Raw genomic sequence first — 18207 nt, forward strand, 5'->3', positions numbered from 1 at the left:
ACAGCCATCATCGAAAATTTCGAATGCTCAAGCTCAGCCTCGATGCCCTGCAGATCCTGGATGCGATCGACCGCCGAGGCTCCTTTGCCGGCGCCGGCAAGGCCCTGCACAAGGTGCCTTCGACCATTTCCTACACCGTGGCCAAGCTGGAAGAGGATCTGGGGGTGCAGCTGTTCGACCGGATCGGCCCGCGGGCGGAGCCGACCGAGGCCGGGCGCGCGCTGCTGGAGGAGGGCAGGCACCTGCTGCGTGCGGCCCGGGAGCTCGAGCTGCGGGTGCGGCGGGTGGCCTCGGGCTGGGAGGCGGAATTGACCCTGGCGGTGGATTCGGTGTTTCCGACCTGGCTGTTGGGGCCGGATATTGCCGCGTTCCGCGAGGTGGCGGCGCCCACCCGGCTGCGCCTGTTTGGCGAAGCACTGTCCGGTACCTGGGAAGCGCTGCTGGACCGGCGCGCCGACCTGTTGGTCGCGGCTCCCGGTGAGGGTCCCAGTGGCGGGGGCTACGTGGTCGAGCCGCTGGGCAGCGTTGATTTTGTGTTTGCGGTGGCGCCCGGGCATCCGCTGGCGTCCGTGCCGGGTGTGCTGGGCCGCGAGCAGTTGGCGCCGTATTGCGCGATCGCCGTGTCCGACTCGGCGCGGCGGCTGCTGCCACGAACGGTGGGCCTGTTGATGGGCCAGGAGACGTTGACCGTGCCGGACATGGCCAGCAAGTTAAAGCTGCAGTGCCAGGGGCTGGGATTCGGCTTCCTGCCCGAGCCCTGCGCGCGCGCGGCGGTGGCGCGCGGCCAGCTGGTGATCCGCGAGGTCGAGGAGCACAAGCCGGAAGAGACCTTCTGGTTGGCCTGGCGCACGGGCGAGGATGGCGCGGCCCTGCGCTGGTGGCGCGAGCGCCTGCGGCGGCCGGAGCTGCTGGCGCAATGGTGGCAGGCGATGGCAGAGGGGTAGGGTTCGGCAGGGCTGCGCCCTGCACCTGCAGAATCGACGGCAACGGCAACGGCAACGGCAACGGCAACGGCAATGGCAACGGCAATGGCAACAGCCAAAGCCAAAGCAACAGCGGGCATTCCGTGGGATGGCGGGGTGGGTCCGGTTGCGGGGGACGCTGCAAGTACGTCCATGTAAGCTCGGTCGCGCCATCCATGGCGCTCACGCCCCCGCAACCGGACCCACCCCGCCTTCGACAGATCTGCGCAATCTGCCGGAATGGCTTGGCCTGCTCTTGGCCTGCTCTTGGTGGGTGTCGACCTTGGTCGACACGTAGATCCACGCCAAGCATGGATGTCCTTCGTTCAACTGTCGAAATATTCGAATTCAATGGAGTCATCCACGCATGGCGTGGATCCATCGGATCGCGAGAATCTGTCAGAGGTGGGGCGGTGTCGGAGTGCGGGGTGTCAGCCGCATGGATGCGGCTGCCAAGCCTACAGGGACGTACTTGCGGCGTCCCCGCAGTCCGACACCGCCCCGCCACCCCACGGAATGCCAGCTGTTGCTGTTGCTCCGGCCGTTGCTTCTGCAGGTGCAGGGCGCAGCCCTGCCGAAAAACACACATAAAAAAACAGCAGGCCGAGGCCTGCTGTTTCGGTGTAATGGTGCGCCCGGAGAGATTCGAACTCCCGACCGCCTGGTTCGTAGCCAGGTACTCTATCCAACTGAGCTACGGGCGCCAATTACATAAACTTGTTGTGTTGATCGTGTGTGGTGCGCCCGGAGAGATTCGAACTCCCGACCGCCTGGTTCGTAGCCAGGTACTCTATCCAACTGAGCTACGGGCGCGCGGTACACAATCAAATTTTACTGCACTTCCAGCGGCGGATGCTGAAGGTCTGTCGAGTGGTGCGCCCGGAGAGATTCGAACTCCCGACCGCCTGGTTCGTAGCCAGGTACTCTATCCAACTGAGCTACGGGCGCCCTGCGACAGGAGCGGAATTATGCGGATGTCGGCGCGAGTCGTCAACGCTTTTGTGAAAATTTTCACCCAACTGAATGAAAAACGCCTCTGCGACAGCCTCCGGGTGTTTCATCCACGCGAAGTGATCGGCCTGCGTACCCAGCTCCTGCGCAGAAAGCACGCGTAATTCCGAGGCGACATTCGGCAGTTTCGCCAGCAGCGCCTGCATTGATCCGCTTGGCGCCAGCCAATCGTCTTCCATCAGCACCGCCTGCGCACTGCCGTGCACGCGCGCCATCTGCGCATCCAGTTCCTCGTCCATGCCTGCGGCGGCGTAGTGATTGCTCAGCCCTACGCGTGCCCAGTCGGCGATCAGTCCGCGTGCTTCGGTGCCGCCGAAACCGAGCCGGCGCCCGTGCAGCACGCCCTGGCGCCGCGCGATCCACGGCAGGAAGCGATAGAACAGTGGCAGCAGCCAACCGCGTGGTGGCGGGAACGTGCGCCAGAACGGTGTGCCGCTGGCGGCCAGCCACAATCGATCGAACGCCTGTGGCCGTCGTCCGGCATGCACGCAGGCCAGCTGCCCGCCCAGGCTGTGGCCACCGATGATCCATGGCAGTACCTCCTGCGCGTCATCGGCATCGGCGAGCAGGGCCTGGCTGGCCGGCAGATCGTGGTCGAGAATCTGCCGGTAGCCCCAATCTTGGCTGCGCGACGGGCGCAGCGAACTGCTGCCATTGCCACGCCATTCGTGCAGGTAGACCGCCACGCCCCTGGCTGCAAGTGCCTGCGCCAGTGGTACGTAGTGGCGCGCGGCCACGCCCAGCGCCGGCAGCCACAACACCCGTGCCAGCGGCTGTGCGGGCACGCAGGCGATCACGTCGAAACGGTGGCCATCGCCGCTGTCCACGGTGAGCGCGCGTGGCGAATCGCTCATGCGTGGGGCGCCGCGCCGAAGTGGTCCAGTACCAGCACCTCGCTGCGGCCGGGCGCATAGCCCTGCTGCAATCCGCGCGCTACGTAGTCGATGCCGGCTTCGCAGGCATTGGCCAGGCTCAGCCCGTTGCAGAGCTGCGCGGCGATGGCCGAGGCCAGCGTGCAGCCGGTGCCATGCGCATCCAGTGGCAGGCGGGCATGGATGAATTCTTCGCTGCTGACGCCGTCGAAGTAGCGGTCGACCACGCGGTTGCCTTCGTGCAGGTGCCCCCCCTTCAACAGCACTGCACCGGCGCCCAGATCAAGGAGCGAGGCGGCGGCCCGCTCTGCATCGTTGCCATCGGCGATGCTGCGGCCGACCAGCAGCTCCGCTTCGGGTGCATTGGGGGTGACCAGGGTGGCCAGTGGCAGCAGCCGTTGGCGCATTGCCTGCAGCGCGCTGTCCTCCAGCAGGCGCGCACCGCTGGTGGCCACCATCACCGGGTCGAGCACCACGTGCGGTGGTCGATGGCGTTCCAGTGCATCGGCCACCGCGTGGATCACCTCGGCGTTGGCCAGCATGCCCAGCTTCACCGCGTGGATGTCGAAGTCGTCGAAGCAGGCTTCGATCTGCGCGCGCAGGAAGTCGATCGGTGGCACGTGCACGGCGCGCACACCGCGGGTGTTCTGCGCGGTCAGTGCGGCAATCACCGACAGTCCATGCACGCGATGCGCGGCGAAGGCCTTCAGGTCGGCCTGGATGCCGGCGCCGCCGCCGGAATCGGAGCCGGCGATGGTCAGGGCGGAAACGGGGGTGGTCGGGCTCATGCAGCGATTGTGCCGTGCTGCCTTGCCAGGGGGTAGTGCCGGCCGGGCTGCGCCCGGCACCGGCAGAAGCCGGGGCAACAGCAACAGCGGCTCTGGATTTCTGCGGGGGAGGCGGGGCGGTGTCGGATTGCGGGGACGCCGCAAGTACGTCCTTGTAGGCTTGGCCGCGCCATCCATGGCGCGGACACCCCGCAATCCGACACCGCCCCGCCTTCGATAGCTTCCTGGTGACGGTCAGTAGATCCACGCCATGCGTGGATATCGCGGAAAAGATCGGATGGACAACGTAGATCCACGCCATGCGTGGATGACGCCATGCTCAACGCCGCCAGCGCGCCCACTGCCGGTAGGACACATAGCCCAGCCCGGTCAGTCCGGTCAGCAGGGCAGGGGCCAGCAGGGCGTCGTACTGCCAGCGCACGAACAGCCAGGCGCCGATCACGCCGCCAGCAAGGAAGCCGCTGATGATCAGGCCGCTCAGGGTCAGGCGTCGTACCTGCAGCGGCAGCCCGCGCAGCAGGTGGCCCAGGCCGATGCCGAGATCGGTGAACATGCCGCTGAGATGGGTGGTGCGTACGACGGCACCACTGAAGGTGGTGGCCATCGCGTTCTGCAGTCCGCAGGCCATCGCGGCCGCCAATGCGCCCCATATCTGATGCTGCTTGAACAGCGGAATGGCCGCCAGCAGCAACAGCGATTCCAATGCCAGCGCCACGCCGTAGCGCCGGCCGAGCTGCAGTGCGCTGTCCTGGATCAGCAGTCCGCTGACCATCGCGCCCAGCGAAAACGCGATCAGCAGCCCCCACAGATGGCCGACCGCGCGCCAGTCACCTTGCGCCAGTGCCATGCCAAGCTGGCTGGTGCTGCCGGTCATGTGGCTGACCGCCTGGTGTTCAAAACCGAGGAAGCCAACCACATTGACCATGCCGGCCACGCACGACAGGGCGACCGCGCCGATCCAGACCCAGGTGGGCAGGCGGATTCCCATGGCAGGCCCCTCAGGGCCCGCCGAAGCCGCCGTTGAACTGCAGCTCGCTGAAGGTCCCGTTGGCCGGGTCGAAGACCGCGCCCCAGAACTGCGTGCCGCCATCGCAGGCCCGCACCGCCTCGCGGGCGGGCCGGAGGCTGTTGTTTTCAGGCAGATGGAACGCGTTGATGTAGATCACCTGCTTTCCGTCCAGCTCGATGCCGACGTACTGGCGGTCGAAATCCAGCACGTGTGGCACCTGCGCTTCCAGCGATGCCAGCTTCGCTTCCAGCTGGTCCACCTGCTGCCGGCTCGGTGCCCAGTAGCCGCTGACCCGCCCGGCCTCGCGGCCGGGGCTGGGGCGCGAGCAGGTGTCGAGCACCTGCGCGGCGATGATCGGGCGGGTGACCACCCAGGACTGGCCACTGCGTTCTGTGGTCGGCACGCTGGCCGGTCCCTGCGTGGTCGCGCAGGCTCCGAGCAGCGTGGCAATGGCGACTGCCAACGATGGCAGCAGCAGACGGGTGCAGCGGTTCACAACACCTCCGAGGCGTAATCGGCCAGCCGCGAGCGTTCACCGCGGCGCAGCGTGATGTGCGCGCTGTGCGGCCAGTTCTTGAAGCGGTCCACGGCGTAGGTCAGGCCCGACGTGGTTTCGGTCAGGTACGGGGTGTCGATCTGTTCGACGTTGCCCAGGCAGACGATCTTGGTGCCGGGGCCGGCACGGGTGATCAGCGTCTTCATCTGCTTGGGCGTCAGGTTCTGCGCCTCGTCCAGGATCAGGTAGCGCGACAGGAACGTACGGCCGCGCATGAAGTTCATCGAGCGGATCTTGATGCGGCTGGCGAGCAGGTCGTTGGTGGCCTGGCGGCCCCAGGTGCCGCCTTCCTGGTTGTGCGTCAGCACTTCCAGGTTGTCGGTCAGCGCGCCCATCCAAGGCGTCATCTTCTCTTCCTCGGTACCCGGCAGGAAGCCGATGTCCTCGCCGACGCTGACCGTGGCGCGGGTCATGATGATCTCGCGGTAGCGCTGCTGGTCCATCGTCTGCGCCAGGCCGGCGGCCAGTGCCAGCAGGGTCTTGCCGGTGCCGGCGGTACCGAGCAGGGTGACGAAGTCGATCTCCGGATCCATCAGTGCGTTGAGTGCGAAGTTCTGCTCGCGGTTGCGCGCGCTGATGCCCCACACGGCATGGCTGCCGTGGCGGAAGTCATCGACCAGCGACAACACCACCTTGCCATCGCCGACGATCCTGCTGACGCGCAGCTCGACTTCGTCTTCGCCCGGCAGGTACACGTACTGGTTCGGGTACCACTCTTCGCCGTCCTGGGCGAGGATTTCGTAGTGCGTGCGGCCCTTGTCGCTCCAGCTGCGCAGATCCTCGCCGTGGCGCTTCCAGAAGTCTTCCGGCAGCTCGGTGGCGCCGGTGTAGAGCAGGCTGAAATCGTCCAGCGCGCGGTCGTTCTCGTAGTCTTCCGAGACGATGCCGGCGATGGCCGCCTTGATGCGCAGGTTGATGTCCTTGGAGACGAACACCACCGGGATCTCCGGCGTTTCTTCCTTCAGCGCCAGGATCGCGCCGAGGATGGCGTTGTCCGGGATGACCTTGCCAAAGCTCTTGCCCGCGTCGAAATGGCTGGTCTGGAAGCGCAGCAGGCCCACGCTCTGCTTGCCGCGCAGCTGCAGGCCCTGCGGCCGCTGCAGCGGAATGCCCTCGGCCAGGTTGTCCAGGCCCGAAGCCTGCACCAGCTCGTTGAGGAAGCGGCTGACCTGGCGCGCATTGCGGCTCGCTTCGGTCGTGCCCTTCTTGCCGTTGTCCAGCTCCTCGATCACCTGCATGGGCAGGTAGACATCGTGCTCCTCGAATTTGAACAGCGCGGTGGGATCGTGCATCAGCACGTTGGTATCCAGCACGTAGATGCGCTTGCCTCGGGTCATCATCGGTTCCTGGTTACGGACAGGGAAAAACCACCACGACCTGCTGCAGGGCAGGGTGGTGGCGGACAAAGTGGGCGATGGGACTCACTTGGACTGATTGGCCTTCAGTTCGGCAAGGACGGCGTCGGCATGGCCGGCGACCTTGACCTTGCGCCATGACTGCACGATGCGGCTGTCGGGGGAAATCAGGAAGGTGCTGCGCTCGACGCCACGTACCTGCTTGCCGTACATGTTCTTCATCTTGATCACGTCGAAGGCGCTGCACAGCGCTTCGTCGGCATCACTGACCAGCGGGAACGCGAAGCCCTGCTTGGCACAGAAGTTGTCGTGGGACTTCACCGAGTCGCGGGAGACGCCAAGCACGACCGCGCCCGCCTTCTGGAAGTCGGGCAGCAGTGCGTTGAAGTCGATGCCCTCGGTGGTGCAGCCCGGGGTGCTGTCCTTGGGGTAGAAGTACAACACCAGCCACTGGCCGGCGTAATCGCCGAGGGTGGCCTGGGCGCCGCCGGACAGCGCCAGCGGCAGGGAAAGGGTGGTGCTGTCCAGGGTATCGCCGTTGTTCATGAGGTCCTTCTGTCGAGCCTGGGTTCTTTCTACGACAATTGCATGAAACGCCACGCGCCCGTGAGGAGCGCGCGAAGAATCAGGGTTTCAATCAGAACTTCATCGGGTCCATGATCGCGTCCAGGTTCAAGTGGTCGCAGAACTCGAGGAAATCATCGCGCAGGGCGGCGATATGCATGTTGGCCGGCACGCCGATGGTGACCTGTGCGCTGAACATTTCCGCACCGGTCTGCATGGCGCGGTAGCGCGTGCTCTGCAGGGTTTCGATGGTGATGCCCTGGCGGTCGAAGAAATCGGCCAGCTGGAACAGGATGCCCGGCTTGTCGGCGGCGATGACCTCGACGATGTACGGCAGCAGGTTGGACTGCGCCTGCTTGGCTTCGGTGCGATACCACACCAGCTTCAGGCCTTCCTCGCGCTCGAGCCGGGTCAGCATCGCTTCCAGCTTGGCGACCGAATCCCAGGAGCCGGTGGCCAGCGCGGTCACCGAGACATCGCGGCCCACGGTGGCCAAGCGTGCATCCACCAGATTGCACCCGCTGTCGGCGATGCGGCGGGTGACGGACAACAGGGGGGACTCCGGATGCGTCGTATAGGCGTTGATCAGGAGGTGGTTTTCGCTCGGCGCTGGGCGCGGGGTGGTGTCGGTCAAGGCGATTCCGGGTAATGCATGCGTTAGTCTGAATGCCCGCCAGAGGCGGGGATCCACCGGTGTCCAGCATACTTGCCCGTGCTTTCGCGCCGCAAGTAACATTCAGAACGCCCGCGCCCTTCCGTGGCGGACGTTTTCCCTCCCCAGCCAAGAGCAGCACGTCCTTGTCCCTTTCCGGCCTCATCACCGCGCTGGCGACCCCCTTCCGGGCCGACGGCGCACTCGACCCCGACGGTTGGCAGCGCCTGCTGCACCTGCAGCTGGAGGGCGGCGTCCAAGGCGTTGTCGTTGCCGGCTCCACCGGCGAGGCAGCCACCCTGTCCGATGCGGAGTACGACCAGCTGCTGGCCAGCGCGGTCGAACGCATCGCCGGCCGCGTTCCGGTCCTGGCCGGTACCGGCCTGTCCGGCACCGCCAAAACCATCGAGCAGACCCGCCGTGCTGCCGCGCTTGGCGCCACCCACGCGCTGGTGGTCACCCCGCCGTACGTGCGGCCGACCCAGGCTGGCCTGATCGCGCATTACCGCGCGGTCGCCGACCAGGCCGGAGTGCCGGTGGTGCTGTACAACGTGCCCGGCCGCACCGGCTGCGACATGCTGCCGGAGACCGTGGCCGAGCTCGCCAGCCATCCGAACATCGTCGGCATCAAGGAAGCGGTGGGCGATACCGGCCGCGTGCGGGCACTGCTTGACCTGCGCAGCCCGACCTTTGCCGTGCTCACCGGCGATGACGGCACGGCCGCACGTTCGATCCAGGCCGGCATGGACGGTCTGATCTCGGTCGGTTCCAACGTGCTGCCCGGCGCCTATCGCCGGATGTGCGACCTGGCCGCTGCCCGCGACCATGAAGCCGTCGAATCCTGGGACGCGCGCCTGCAGCCGTTCCATGACTTCTGCGGTGTCGAATCCAACCCGATTCCGGTCAAGGCGCTGTTGCGTCGGATCGGCATCGGTCACGATCTGCGCCTGCCGCTGCTGCCGCTTTCGCCCGCACACGCGCCTGCCGCCGACCATCTTGCCGGCGACATCGCCGCCCTCGAAGCCCTTTCCAGCCACTGACCTTCCGTCTTGGTCTGATCCAGGAGATTCACATGCGCCAATCCGTTTCCGCCGTCCGCGTGCTGTCCTTCGCGCTCCTTGCCGTGGCCACCGCAGCCGGCACCACCGGTTGCTTCAAGCGCGGCGTCAAGGGCGACTACGCTCTGGCCCCGGAAGTGCGTCCGCTGGAAGTGCCGCCGGACCTGAACCTGCCGGCAGGCGCCGGCAACAACCAGGTGCCGACCCTGAGCTCGGCGACCAAGCCGGCCACCCCGGCCGCCGCTGCCCCCGCCGTCAGCGCCACCGGTTTCACCATTGCCGGCAGCAAGGATGAAGCCTTCGCCAAGGTCGGTACCGCGCTGGAAGGCGTGGAAGGCCTGACCATCGCCACCCGCGCGCAGCTGCTGGGTTCGTACGACGTGGCCTATGAAGGCAGCAACTTCCTGGTCCGCGTGGTCGCCGTCGACGCCGGTGCCTACATTTCCGCGGTCGACCCGCGTGGCCTGCCGGCCACCGCCGAAGCCCCGGTGAAGCTGATTGCCGCGCTGAAGGCCAAACTGGCCCCGTAATGGCCGGTTGGGCGGGTGCGGACCCTGCTGGTTCGCACCTGCCGTGGTAGAGGCCGGCCCGGGTCGGCGCCTTTGTGCCAACCAAGGTTGGCGGCTACCAGGGCCAGAACGGAAAAGGGCGCCCTGGGCGCCCTTTTCATTGCCTGCTGGTTCGTACCTGCCGTGGTAGACGCCGACCCTGGTCGGCGCCTTTGTGCCAACGAAGGTTGACAGCTACCAGGGCATGGTGCCTGCGCCTCAGCGCTCCAGCAGCTTCAGCTTGTCCGGCTTGCCATCCCACTCACCGGCATCGGCCGGCGGGTCCTTGCGCACGGTCAGCACCGGCCATTCCTTCGCCAGTTCTGCATTGAGGGCGACGAAACCTTCCTGGCCGGCGGGAACATCGTCTTCCGGGAAGATCGCGTTGACCGGGCACTCGGGTTCGCAGAGGGTGCAGTCAATGCACTCGTCCGGGTCGATCACCAGGAAGTTCGGGCCTTCGTGGAAGCAGTCCACGGGACACACTTCCACGCAATCGGTGTGTTTGCACTTGATGCAGTTTTCGGTGACGACAAATGGCATGGGTAGAGGGCGAATCGCTTTCTGAACCTGCCAATTCTAGAACAGGTTGGCCCCCGGTGTCGGTTGCCGTGTGAAAGTGGGGCGGATGGGTGGCCCGCAGGCCCATTTGGCGGCGTGCCCGCCCTGTGCGACGCTGCCAGGGCCGCCGGCCCGCTTCGGTCGGCCCCCTTCCTTGCAGGATCCTTCATGTCGCCAGTCCAGCCCGGTGCCGCCTCCAATGGCGGTGAGAACACTGCCTTCATCGTCCTGATCAGTTGCGCCGCCACCCTCGGCGGGTTCCTGTTCGGCTTCGATAGTGGCGTCATCAATGGCACCGTCGACGGCCTGCGCCAGGCCTTCAACTCGAGCGAGGCCGCGCTCGGCTTCGAGGTCGCCTCGATGCTGCTGGGGTGCGCGATCGGGGCGTTCGTGGCCGGTTGGCTTGGCGATCGGCTGGGACGTCGCGGCGTGCTGATCGTGGCGGCCGTGATGTTCCTGGTGTCGGCGCTGGGCGCCGGCGCTGCACATGCCTCCTGGTTGTTCGTCTGCGCACGCGTGCTCGGCGGGTTCGCTGTCGGTGCGGCCAGCGTGATGTCGCCGGCCTACATCGCCGAAGTCGCCTCTGCGCGCTATCGCGGCCGGCTGGCGACCGTGCAGCAGATGGCGATCATCTGCGGCCTGTTCGCCGCGTTCCTCAGCAACTATCTGCTGGCCCGGGCGGCGGGTGCGTCGACCGAGCCGCTCTGGCTGGGGCAGGAAGCCTGGCGCTGGATGTTCTGGATGCAGGCACTGCCGTCGCTGCTGTTCCTGCTGTTGTTGCTGGTGATCCCGGAAAGCCCGCGCTTCCTGGTGATGAAGGGCCGGCAGGCGCAGGCGAGGGCGGTGCTTGGCCGGTTGTACGGCGAACGTGCCGCGGTGAACAAGCAGGCCGAGATCGAAGCAAGCCTGGCCCAGGACCAGCACAAGCCGCGATTCGGCGACCTGCTCAACAAGGCCACCGGCAAGCTGCGCCCAATCGTCTGGGTCGGCATCGGCCTGGCGATGTTCCAGCAGCTGGTCGGCATCAATGTGGTGTTCTATTACGGCGCGGTGCTGTGGCAGGCGGTGGGTTTCTCGGAAAGCGATGCGCTGCTGATCAACGTCCTGTCCGGCGCGCTGAGCATCGGCGCCTGCCTGCTGACGGTGGTGCTGATCGATCGCATCGGCCGCAAGCCGCTGCTGTGGGTCGGTTCCGTCGGCATGTCGGTGGCCCTGGTGCTGATGGTGGTGGCCTTCGCCAGCGGCAGCCTGGCCGAGGGGCGCCTGCAGCTGTCCGACGGCATGGGCCGGTTGGCGCTGGTAGCGGCCAACGTCTATGTGGTGTTCTTCAACATGTCCTGGGGCCCGGTGATGTGGGTGATGCTGGGCGAGATGTTCCCGAACCAGATCCGCGGCCCGGCGTTGGCCGTGGCCGGTGCGGCGCAGTGGACGTCGAATTTCGCGATCACCGTGACCTTCCCGATGCTGCTGGCCGGCATCGGCCTGGCCGGTGCGTACGGCATCTACACCGTGGCCGCGATCCTCTCGATCATCTTCGTCATCCGCTACGTGCGCGAGACCAAGGGCAAGGAACTGGAGCAGATGGAAGGCTGACGTGTGCCTGGCTTCGGTTGCATTTCGTCGGCGCCTGATTGTCCACGGTGTGAGGGGGCAGGCCGCCCTCTCCAGGACACGCAAAAGCCCATCCATGGTGCTCGATGGCGCCATCCATGGCGCCAACGGTCCTGGAGAGGGCGGCCTGCCCCCTCCTGACAGTTTCATGGTGCCAGCGGATGCACTGAAGCGCTGGTCGGCTGTTGCTGCAGCGCGCGGGAAACCGTCCAGAGCCGGCGGGGTCACCCAGGGCAGGACCGTTGGCGCCATGGATGGCGCCATCGAGACCCCATGGATGGGTTCACGGCGTGTCCTGCCCTGGGTGACCCCGCCGGCTCAAGCCGAAAGCAGGGAGGCGCTCAAGCGACCAGCCCAGTCGGCGACACGATTCCGGAAAACAGAAAAGCCCGCACAAGGCGGGCTTTTTCGGTTCCTGCTGCGGCGACTGGTGCTCCCTAGGGGACTCGAACCCCTGTTTTAGCCTTGAGAGGGCCACGTCCTAACCACTAGACGAAGGGAGCAGTGTGTCGCTGCCGGTGCAGGAGCGCTAGTATATGCACCTCGATGCCATTGGGCAATCCCGAAACTTCAACCGGAAGCGCCAACATCATTTCCTCTGCTACATCACCGTTCAGCCTGCGCGTCATCCCGCGCGACCAGCACACGATCTCCCGCAAGGACATCAGCCCGAACGCGTTGCGCGTGCTTTATCGACTGCGCGATGCCGGCTTCGGCGCCTACCTTGTCGGCGGCGCGGTGCGCGATCTGCTGGTCAATGGCCAACCCAAGGATTTCGACGTGGCCACCGATGCCACGCCCGAACAGGTCAAGCAGTTGTTCCGCAACTGCCGCCTGATCGGCCGCCGTTTCCGCCTGGCCCATGTTGTGTTCGGCCGCGAGATCATCGAAGTCGCCACCTTCCGTGCCAACATCGATGACGGCAGCGGCGACCGCGAAATGGAAAACGGCATGCTCGTGCGCGACAACGTGTACGGCAGCATCGAAGACGACGCCATCCGCCGCGACTTCACCTGCAATGCCCTGTATTACGCCATCGAGGACTTCTCGGTGCGTGACTACACCGGCGGCTTCGAAGACGTGCAGGCACGCCTGATGAAGCTCATCGGCGACCCGGTGCAGCGTTACCAGGAAGATCCGGTGCGCATGCTGCGTGCGGTCCGCCTGGCGGCCAAGCTCGGCTTCCAGATCGAAGAGGGCACCGCCGCACCGATCCCGCAGCTGGCCGGCCTGCTCAACGAAGCCGCACCGGCGCGCCTGTTCGAGGAAGTCCTGAAGCTGTTCCTGTCCGGGCATGGCGTTGCCAGCTTCGAAGGACTGGAACGCTACGGCCTGTTCGACGTGCTGTTCCCGGAAAGCGCCAAGGCGCTGAAGTCGAACCGCACCGGCGCGCTGCGCCGCATGCTGGTCGAGGGCCTGGCCAACACCGATGCACGCGTGGCCAATGACGAGCCCGTGTCGCCAGCCTTCCTGTTCGCGTTGCTCCTGTGGCCGGCGTATTGCCGCGCACAGGCAACGCTGCTCAAGCAGGGCGTGGCGCCGGAAGAGGCACAGCGTCGTGCCGCCGACCGTGTCACCGTGCAGCAGCTGAGCACCATTGCATTGCCGCGCCGTTTCTCGCTGCCGATGCAGGAGATCTGGCTGCTGCAGGCGCGTTTCAGTTCGCGCCAGCGCAAGCGTGTGATGCGCACGCTCAGCCACCCCCGTTTCCGTGCCGCTTTCGATTTCCTGGCCCTGCGCCAGGCGGCATCGGCAGAGCACGAAGCCGACGTCGCATTCTGGCGCGAAGCGCAGGCGCAGTCCGGGCATGAGCTGGATTCGTCGCTGGATTCCCTGCACAGCGAGGCCGGCGATGAAGAGGGTGGAGCGCCGCGCAAGCGTCGCCGGCGCCGTCGTCGTCCCGATGGCGCAGCTGCCGGTGCTGCCGAGTAATCCATGACCGGTGCCTGGATCGGGCTGGGCGCCAATCTTGGCGACGCAGCCAACACCGTCCGCGCGGCCATTGCCGCGCTGGACGAGCTGCCCGGGACCCGGTTGACGCAGGAATCGCGGTTGTACGCGACGCCGGCATGGGGCAACCAGGACCAGCCACCGTTCGTCAACGCAGTGGCCTCGGTCGACACCGATCTGCCCGCCGTCGAGCTGCTGCAGGCCCTGCTCGCGCTGGAGCAGCGCTTCGGCCGCGTACGCGACCCCGCCGTGCACTGGGGGCCGCGTGCGCTGGATCTGGACCTGCTGCTGTTCGGCGAGCAGGTGCTGGACCTGCCCGAGTTGAAGGTGCCGCATCCCTACCTGCACGAGCGTGCCTTCGTGTTGGTGCCGTTGGCCGAGATTGCCGCCGATCTGGCCATTCCCGGCCACGGTCGCGTGCGGGATGCAGTGATGCGGGTGGATGCCTGCGGGATCGCGCCGTTAGGGTGATAATGCCCGGGTTATCTCCCCCGGTTATCAGCACATGAGCACCCACGCAGACAGCAAGCCCTGGACCGTTCCCGCCCTGGCCGAGGCCAAGCGCAATGGCCAGAAGCTGGTCATGTTGACCGCCTATGACGCAGGCTTCGCCCGCACCTTCGATGCCAATGGCGTCGACCTGATCCTGATCGGCGATTCGCTGGGCATGGTCGTACAGGGGCACGATTCGACCCTGCCGGTGACCGTCGCCGACATGGTCTACCACACCCGCGCAGTCGCCCGCGTGCTGCAGCGTGCGCTGCTGATCGCCGACCTGCCGTTCGGCGCCGATGCCACCCCGGAACGCGCGCTGGATGCTTCGCTGCAGCTGCTGCAGGCGGGTGCGGAGATGGTCAAGATCGAAGGCGCCGGCTTCAAGGTCGACATCATCCGCTACCTGGTCGAGCGCGAGATCCCGGTCTGTTCGCACCTGGGGCTGACCCCGCAATCGGTGCTGCGCCTGGGTGGCTTCAAGATCCAGGGCCGTGGCGATGCCGCGCGCCAGCTGGTGGACGATGCCAAGGCCGTGGCTGAAGCGGGTGCCAGCATCATGGTGCTCGAATGCGTACCGACCCCGGTTGCCGCCGCCGTCACCGCCGCAGTGCCTGTGCCGACCATCGGTATCGGTGCCGGTCCGCAGTGCGACGGCCAGGTGCTGGTGCTGCACGATTTCCTCGGCCTGGACAGCGGCCACCGGCGCCCGAAGTTCGTCAAGGACTTCCTGGCTGAAGGCGGTTCGGTGGCCGGCGCCACCCGTGCCTACGCCGATGCCGTGCGCGATGGCAGCTTCCCCGACGAAGAACACGCGTACGCCCAATGATCCAGACCTTCAACGAACTCGGTGCGCTGCGCGCGCAGATCGCGCAGTGGAAGGGCGAGGGCCTGCGCGTGGCGCTGGTGCCGACCATGGGCAACCTGCACGGCGGGCACCACGCGCTGGTCACCCTGGCAAAGCAGTACGCCGACAAGGTGGTGGCCAGCATCTTCGTCAACCCGACACAGTTCGGGCCGAACGAGGATTTCAGCCGCTATCCGCGCACCCCCGAAGCCGATGTGGCCGGGCTGGAGCAGGTGGGCTGCGATGCGGTGTGGCTGCCCAGCGTCGAAGCGATGTACCCGCTGGGCGTGGACAAGACCACGCAGATGCATGCGCCCGGCGTCAGCGAGGTGCTGGAAGGCGCCAGCCGCCCGGGCCATTTCGATGGCGTGTGCACGGTGGTGGCGCGGCTGTTCCTGCAGGTACAGCCGGATGTGGCCGTGTTCGGCCGCAAGGACTACCAGCAGTTGGCGGTCATCAAGCAGATGGTGGCCGAGCTGTCGTTCCCGATCCAGATCGTCGGTGCCGAGATCGTGCGCGATGAGGATGGCCTGGCCAAGAGCTCGCGCAACCAGTATCTCAGCGCCGATCAGCGCCCCTTGGCGACCACCCTTCACCGCACCCTGCTGGGCATGCGCGAAGGCTATGTGGCCGGGCACGCGCGTGAACGCATCGAGGCCGACGCCGTCGCTGCGCTGCAGGCAGCGGGCTTCCAGGTGGATTACGCGGTACTGCGCACTCCGGAGCTGGCCGAGCCGAGTTTCGATGGCGGCGGCCGCGTGGCCCTGATCGCCGCGCGCCTGGGCACCACCCGGTTGATCGACAACCTGGAGTTCTGAACCGCCCCGCGCGGTTGTGCAGGGCGCCCGCAGTGGGCGCCCGGTGTTCGCCGGACAAGGACGACCTGCCGATATGACCTCGTTTCCAGCCAGCCCCGGCCGCCGCGCCGTGGCGGCGATCCTGGCGGTGTTCGCCGCCGCGCTGCTGCCTTCGCTGGTGATCGGTGGCCTGATTGCCGGTCTCAGTCTCGGCCAGGAAGTGGCCACGGCCGCGCTGGCGGCCGCATTGATGTTCGTGCTGGCCTTCGCCCACGCCGTGGCGGTGCTGCTGCCGATGGACTTGGTCCTGCTGTCTTCCGGCCGCCTGCGCTGGGTGTGGTTCGCGCTGGTCGGGGCAGGGCTGGGCGCGCTGGCCATGGCCACCTGTGCCTGGCCCGACGGCTCTGGCGGTGCTCTGATGAGCCAGCTGTCCTCTGCGGGCAACTTCGACTGGGCCAGCTATGCCTTCTCGGTACTGGTGGCGGCCGGATTCGGCCTGATGGCCGGACTGGCGTTCCATGCCGTGTTCCGGGCCGTGCTGGCCGGTGCCGCGGCGCCATCGCCGGGCGCACAGCAGCGTACCGGCTGAACGGTCTTCAGCATCCTGCGGCCGCTACCTGACGGTTGCCGCGTGGGTGCTAGAATCCGCTCTTTCCTTTGCCGTTGCAGCGCCCCCATGCACCTGTCCCTGCTCAAGACCAAGATCCACCGCGCCACCGTCACCCATTCCGAGCTGAACTACGAAGGCTCCATCGCCATCGATGACAACCTGCTGGCTGCCACCGGCATCCGTGAGTTCGAGCAGGTGCACATCTGGGACGTGACCAACGGTGCGCGCTTCTCGACCTATGCGATCCGCGCCGAAGCCGGCAGCGGTGTCGTCTCGCTCAATGGTGGCGCTGCGCGCCACGTGCAGGTCGGTGACATCATCATCATTGCCGCCTTCGCCAGCATGACCGAGCAGGAAGCCGACAGCTTCAAGCCGAAGCTGGTGTACGTGGATGGCAACAACCAGATCTCCCACACCAACGACACGATCCCGACCCAGGCCGCATGACAACGAACAACGGATTCGACTCGCTGCATTCCCACGCCCAGCGCCTGAAGGGCGCAAGCATTCCCGGCCTGCTCGCCGCCGAACCCGGCCGTGTACAGGACCTGGCGCTGCGGGTCGGTCCGTTGTATGTCAACTTCGCCCGGCAGAAATACGATGCCGCAGCGTTGCAGGCGCTGTTGGCGCTGGCTGCCGAACGTGATGTCGGCGGCGCCATCACGCGCCTGTTCCGTGGCGAGCAGGTCAACCTGACCGAAGGCCGCGCTGCGCTGCATACCGCATTGCGCGGTGATGTAGTCGATGCGCCGGTAGCGGCCGAGGCCTATGCCACCGCGCGCGGCATCCGCCAGCGCATGGGCGTGCTGGTGCGCGCGCTGGAAGACAGCGGCGTGACCGATGTGGTCAGCGTCGGTATCGGCGGTTCCGATCTCGGCCCGCGACTGGTCGCCGATGCGCTGCGCCCGGTCACAGGCGCACGCCTGCGCGTGCATTTCGTGTCGAACGTGGACGGCGCCGCCATGCAGCGCACGCTGGCCACGCTGGATCCGGCGAAGACTGCCGGCATCCTCATTTCCAAGACCTTTGGTACCCAGGAAACCCTGCTCAACGGCCAGATCCTGCATGACTGGCTGGGCGGCAGCGACCGTCTGTACGCGGTCAGCGCCAATCCGGAACGCGCCGCCAAGGCCTTCGCCATTGCCGCCGAGCGCGTGCTGCCGATGTGGGACTGGGTGGGCGGCCGCTATTCGCTGTGGTCGGCCGTCGGTTTCCCGATCGCACTGGCCATCGGCTTCGAGCGCTTCGAGCAGCTGCTGGAAGGTGCCGCGCAGATGGATGCGCATGCACTGGACGCGCCGTTGGAGCGCAACCTGCCGGTGCTGCACGGCCTGACCGACATCTGGAACCGCAATCTGCTGGGCCACGCCACGCATGCGGTGATGACCTACGACCAGCGCCTGGCGCTGCTGCCGGCCTACCTGCAGCAGCTGGTGATGGAAAGCCTGGGCAAGCGCGTGCAGCGCGATGGCCAGCCGGTCACCACCGACACCGTGCCGGTGTGGTGGGGCGGTGCGGGCACCGATGTGCAGCACAGCTTCTTCCAGGCGCTGCACCAGGGCACCAGCATCATCCCGGCCGATTTCATCGGCTGCGTGCACAACGATGATCCTTATACGGTCAACCACCAGGCGCTGATGGCCAACCTGCTGGCGCAGACCGAGGCGCTGGCCAATGGCCAGGGCAGCGACGATCCGCACCGCGATTACCCGGGCGGCCGCCCGAGCACGATGATCCTGCTCGACGCGCTCACCCCGCAGGCGCTGGGCGCCTTGATCGCGATGTACGAGCACGCGGTGTACGTGCAGTCGGTGATCTGGAACATCAACGCTTTCGACCAGTTCGGTGTCGAACTGGGCAAGCAGCTGGCCAGTGGCCTGCTGCCGGCCCTGCAGGGCGAGGATGTCCAGATCAATGATCCGCTGACCCGTGAGCTGCTGGCTCAGCTGAAGGGCTGACGCGGG

General features: G+C 66.6%; 19 protein-coding genes and 4 tRNA genes. 11 read left to right on the forward strand and 12 right to left on the reverse strand.

Annotation, left to right across the window (positions count from 1 at the left end; translation table 11 throughout):
* The first annotated feature begins 23 nt into the window (after positions 1–23).
* A complete protein-coding gene (locus LMF57_RS07650; RefSeq protein ID WP_025878941.1) occupies positions 24–944 on the forward strand; it encodes a LysR family transcriptional regulator in 921 nt (306 codons plus the stop codon).
* A 645-nt stretch (positions 945–1589) separates the two neighbouring features.
* Here LMF57_RS07650 and LMF57_RS07655 read toward each other — a convergent pair.
* From LMF57_RS07655 to LMF57_RS07700, 10 genes are all read right to left on the reverse strand, one after another.
* Positions 1590–1666 (reverse strand) — tRNA-Arg (locus LMF57_RS07655).
* Between the two features lie 32 nt (positions 1667–1698).
* Positions 1699–1775, reverse strand: a tRNA-Arg gene (locus tag LMF57_RS07660).
* A 58-nt stretch (positions 1776–1833) separates the two neighbouring features.
* Positions 1834–1910: transfer RNA gene (locus LMF57_RS07665), tRNA-Arg, on the reverse strand.
* Positions 1901–2827 carry an alpha/beta fold hydrolase gene (locus tag LMF57_RS07670; RefSeq protein ID WP_208082624.1) on the reverse strand — a complete coding sequence of 309 codons (927 nt, stop codon included), beginning with the start codon at positions 2825–2827 and terminating at the stop codon, positions 1901–1903. The genes LMF57_RS07665 and LMF57_RS07670 overlap by 10 nt, the downstream gene beginning before the upstream one ends.
* Positions 2824–3633 (reverse strand): bifunctional hydroxymethylpyrimidine kinase/phosphomethylpyrimidine kinase, encoded by an 810-nt coding sequence (gene thiD, locus LMF57_RS07675; RefSeq protein ID WP_032977907.1) that lies wholly within the window; start codon positions 3631–3633, stop codon positions 2824–2826. Before thiD ends, LMF57_RS07670 begins: the two co-directional genes overlap by 4 nt.
* Positions 3634–3952: 319 nt before the next feature.
* A complete protein-coding gene (locus tag LMF57_RS07680; RefSeq protein WP_208082117.1) occupies positions 3953–4621 on the reverse strand; it encodes a YoaK family protein in 669 nt (222 codons plus the stop codon).
* A gap of 10 nt (positions 4622–4631) precedes the next feature.
* A complete protein-coding gene (locus LMF57_RS07685; RefSeq protein WP_208082118.1) occupies positions 4632–5138 on the reverse strand; it encodes a hypothetical protein in 507 nt (168 codons plus the stop codon).
* Positions 5135–6535: a PhoH family protein gene (locus LMF57_RS07690; protein ID WP_025879446.1), complete on the reverse strand. Its 1401-nt coding sequence runs from the start codon at positions 6533–6535 to the stop codon at positions 5135–5137. The genes LMF57_RS07685 and LMF57_RS07690 overlap by 4 nt, the downstream gene beginning before the upstream one ends.
* An 84-nt stretch (positions 6536–6619) precedes the next feature.
* Positions 6620–7099 carry a peroxiredoxin gene (locus LMF57_RS07695; RefSeq protein ID WP_208082119.1) on the reverse strand — a complete coding sequence of 160 codons (480 nt, stop codon included), beginning with the start codon at positions 7097–7099 and terminating at the stop codon, positions 6620–6622.
* 91 nt (positions 7100–7190) lie between these two features.
* Positions 7191–7751, reverse strand: a complete 561-nt coding sequence (locus LMF57_RS07700) for a glycine cleavage system protein R (RefSeq protein WP_025879444.1) — start codon at positions 7749–7751, stop codon at positions 7191–7193.
* A gap of 164 nt (positions 7752–7915) precedes the next feature.
* Here LMF57_RS07700 and dapA point away from each other — a divergent pair, with 164 nt between their 5' ends.
* The gene (gene dapA, locus LMF57_RS07705) at positions 7916–8809 is read left to right on the forward strand and encodes a 4-hydroxy-tetrahydrodipicolinate synthase (protein ID WP_229291165.1); all 894 of its coding nucleotides are present in this window, start codon (positions 7916–7918) and stop codon (positions 8807–8809) included.
* A gap of 32 nt (positions 8810–8841) precedes the next feature.
* Positions 8842–9357: a hypothetical protein gene (locus LMF57_RS07710; RefSeq protein ID WP_025879442.1), complete on the forward strand. Its 516-nt coding sequence runs from the start codon at positions 8842–8844 to the stop codon at positions 9355–9357.
* A gap of 237 nt (positions 9358–9594) precedes the next feature.
* On the opposite strand, the gene fdxA is transcribed toward LMF57_RS07710, so the two are convergent.
* Positions 9595–9918, reverse strand: coding sequence for a ferredoxin FdxA (gene fdxA / locus LMF57_RS07715; RefSeq protein ID WP_005409054.1), 324 nt, complete (start codon positions 9916–9918; stop codon positions 9595–9597).
* Positions 9919–10104: 186 nt separating this feature from the next.
* On the opposite strand from fdxA, the gene LMF57_RS07720 reads away from it, so the two are divergent.
* Complete coding sequence (locus LMF57_RS07720) at positions 10105–11529, forward strand: sugar porter family MFS transporter (RefSeq protein ID WP_117310098.1); 1425 nt, start codon at positions 10105–10107, stop codon at positions 11527–11529.
* Positions 11530–11975: 446 nt separating this feature from the next.
* On the opposite strand, the gene LMF57_RS07725 is transcribed toward LMF57_RS07720, so the two are convergent.
* Positions 11976–12050 (reverse strand) — tRNA-Glu (locus LMF57_RS07725).
* A gap of 49 nt (positions 12051–12099) precedes the next feature.
* Between LMF57_RS07725 and pcnB the strand changes: the two genes are divergently transcribed.
* From pcnB to pgi, 7 genes are all read left to right on the forward strand, one after another.
* On the forward strand, positions 12100–13479 hold the full coding sequence (gene pcnB / locus LMF57_RS07730; protein ID WP_229291372.1) for a polynucleotide adenylyltransferase PcnB: 1380 nt from the start codon (positions 12100–12102) through the stop codon (positions 13477–13479).
* 3 nt (positions 13480–13482) lie between these two features.
* Positions 13483–13968, forward strand: a complete 486-nt coding sequence (gene folK, locus LMF57_RS07735; protein WP_208082120.1) for a 2-amino-4-hydroxy-6-hydroxymethyldihydropteridine diphosphokinase — start codon at positions 13483–13485, stop codon at positions 13966–13968.
* A 34-nt stretch (positions 13969–14002) separates the two neighbouring features.
* A complete protein-coding gene (panB, locus tag LMF57_RS07740) occupies positions 14003–14818 on the forward strand; it encodes a 3-methyl-2-oxobutanoate hydroxymethyltransferase (protein WP_025878796.1) in 816 nt (271 codons plus the stop codon).
* A complete protein-coding gene (gene panC, locus LMF57_RS07745) occupies positions 14815–15654 on the forward strand; it encodes a pantoate--beta-alanine ligase (RefSeq protein WP_208082121.1) in 840 nt (279 codons plus the stop codon). Before panB ends, panC begins: the two co-directional genes overlap by 4 nt.
* Before the next feature lie 73 nt (positions 15655–15727).
* The gene (locus tag LMF57_RS07750) at positions 15728–16222 is read left to right on the forward strand and encodes a hypothetical protein (RefSeq protein WP_208082122.1); all 495 of its coding nucleotides are present in this window, start codon (positions 15728–15730) and stop codon (positions 16220–16222) included.
* 87 nt (positions 16223–16309) lie between these two features.
* Positions 16310–16690, forward strand: coding sequence for an aspartate 1-decarboxylase (gene panD, locus LMF57_RS07755; RefSeq protein WP_004153087.1), 381 nt, complete (start codon positions 16310–16312; stop codon positions 16688–16690).
* Positions 16687–18201, forward strand: a complete 1515-nt coding sequence (gene pgi, locus LMF57_RS07760; RefSeq protein WP_059063792.1) for a glucose-6-phosphate isomerase — start codon at positions 16687–16689, stop codon at positions 18199–18201. The genes panD and pgi overlap by 4 nt, the downstream gene beginning before the upstream one ends.
* Positions 18202–18207 lie beyond the last annotated feature (6 nt).

This window comes from Stenotrophomonas sp. SI-NJAU-1, assembly GCF_020883215.1.
Classification (GTDB): domain Bacteria; phylum Pseudomonadota; class Gammaproteobacteria; order Xanthomonadales; family Xanthomonadaceae; genus Stenotrophomonas; species Stenotrophomonas indicatrix.

Excerpts from the sequence above, each read along its gene's own strand:
- LMF57_RS07650 (WP_025878941.1), top strand. The coding sequence starts at position 24 with ATGCTCAAGCTCAGCCTCGATGCCCTGCAGATCCTGGATGCGATCGAC.
- LMF57_RS07670 (WP_208082624.1), bottom strand. The coding sequence starts at position 2,827 with ATGAGCGATTCGCCACGCGCGCTCACCGTGGACAGCGGCGATGGCCAC.
- thiD (WP_032977907.1), bottom strand. The coding sequence starts at position 3,633 with ATGAGCCCGACCACCCCCGTTTCCGCCCTGACCATCGCCGGCTCCGAT.
- LMF57_RS07680 (WP_208082117.1), bottom strand. The coding sequence starts at position 4,621 with ATGGGAATCCGCCTGCCCACCTGGGTCTGGATCGGCGCGGTCGCCCTG.
- LMF57_RS07690 (WP_025879446.1), bottom strand. The coding sequence starts at position 6,535 with ATGACCCGAGGCAAGCGCATCTACGTGCTGGATACCAACGTGCTGATG.
- LMF57_RS07695 (WP_208082119.1), bottom strand. The coding sequence starts at position 7,099 with ATGAACAACGGCGATACCCTGGACAGCACCACCCTTTCCCTGCCGCTG.
- LMF57_RS07710 (WP_025879442.1), top strand. The coding sequence starts at position 8,842 with ATGCGCCAATCCGTTTCCGCCGTCCGCGTGCTGTCCTTCGCGCTCCTT.
- fdxA (WP_005409054.1), bottom strand. The coding sequence starts at position 9,918 with ATGCCATTTGTCGTCACCGAAAACTGCATCAAGTGCAAACACACCGAT.
- LMF57_RS07720 (WP_117310098.1), top strand. The coding sequence starts at position 10,105 with ATGTCGCCAGTCCAGCCCGGTGCCGCCTCCAATGGCGGTGAGAACACT.
- folK (WP_208082120.1), top strand. The coding sequence starts at position 13,483 with ATGACCGGTGCCTGGATCGGGCTGGGCGCCAATCTTGGCGACGCAGCC.
- panB (WP_025878796.1), top strand. The coding sequence starts at position 14,003 with ATGAGCACCCACGCAGACAGCAAGCCCTGGACCGTTCCCGCCCTGGCC.
- panC (WP_208082121.1), top strand. The coding sequence starts at position 14,815 with ATGATCCAGACCTTCAACGAACTCGGTGCGCTGCGCGCGCAGATCGCG.
- LMF57_RS07750 (WP_208082122.1), top strand. The coding sequence starts at position 15,728 with ATGACCTCGTTTCCAGCCAGCCCCGGCCGCCGCGCCGTGGCGGCGATC.
- panD (WP_004153087.1), top strand. The coding sequence starts at position 16,310 with ATGCACCTGTCCCTGCTCAAGACCAAGATCCACCGCGCCACCGTCACC.
- pgi (WP_059063792.1), top strand. The coding sequence starts at position 16,687 with ATGACAACGAACAACGGATTCGACTCGCTGCATTCCCACGCCCAGCGC.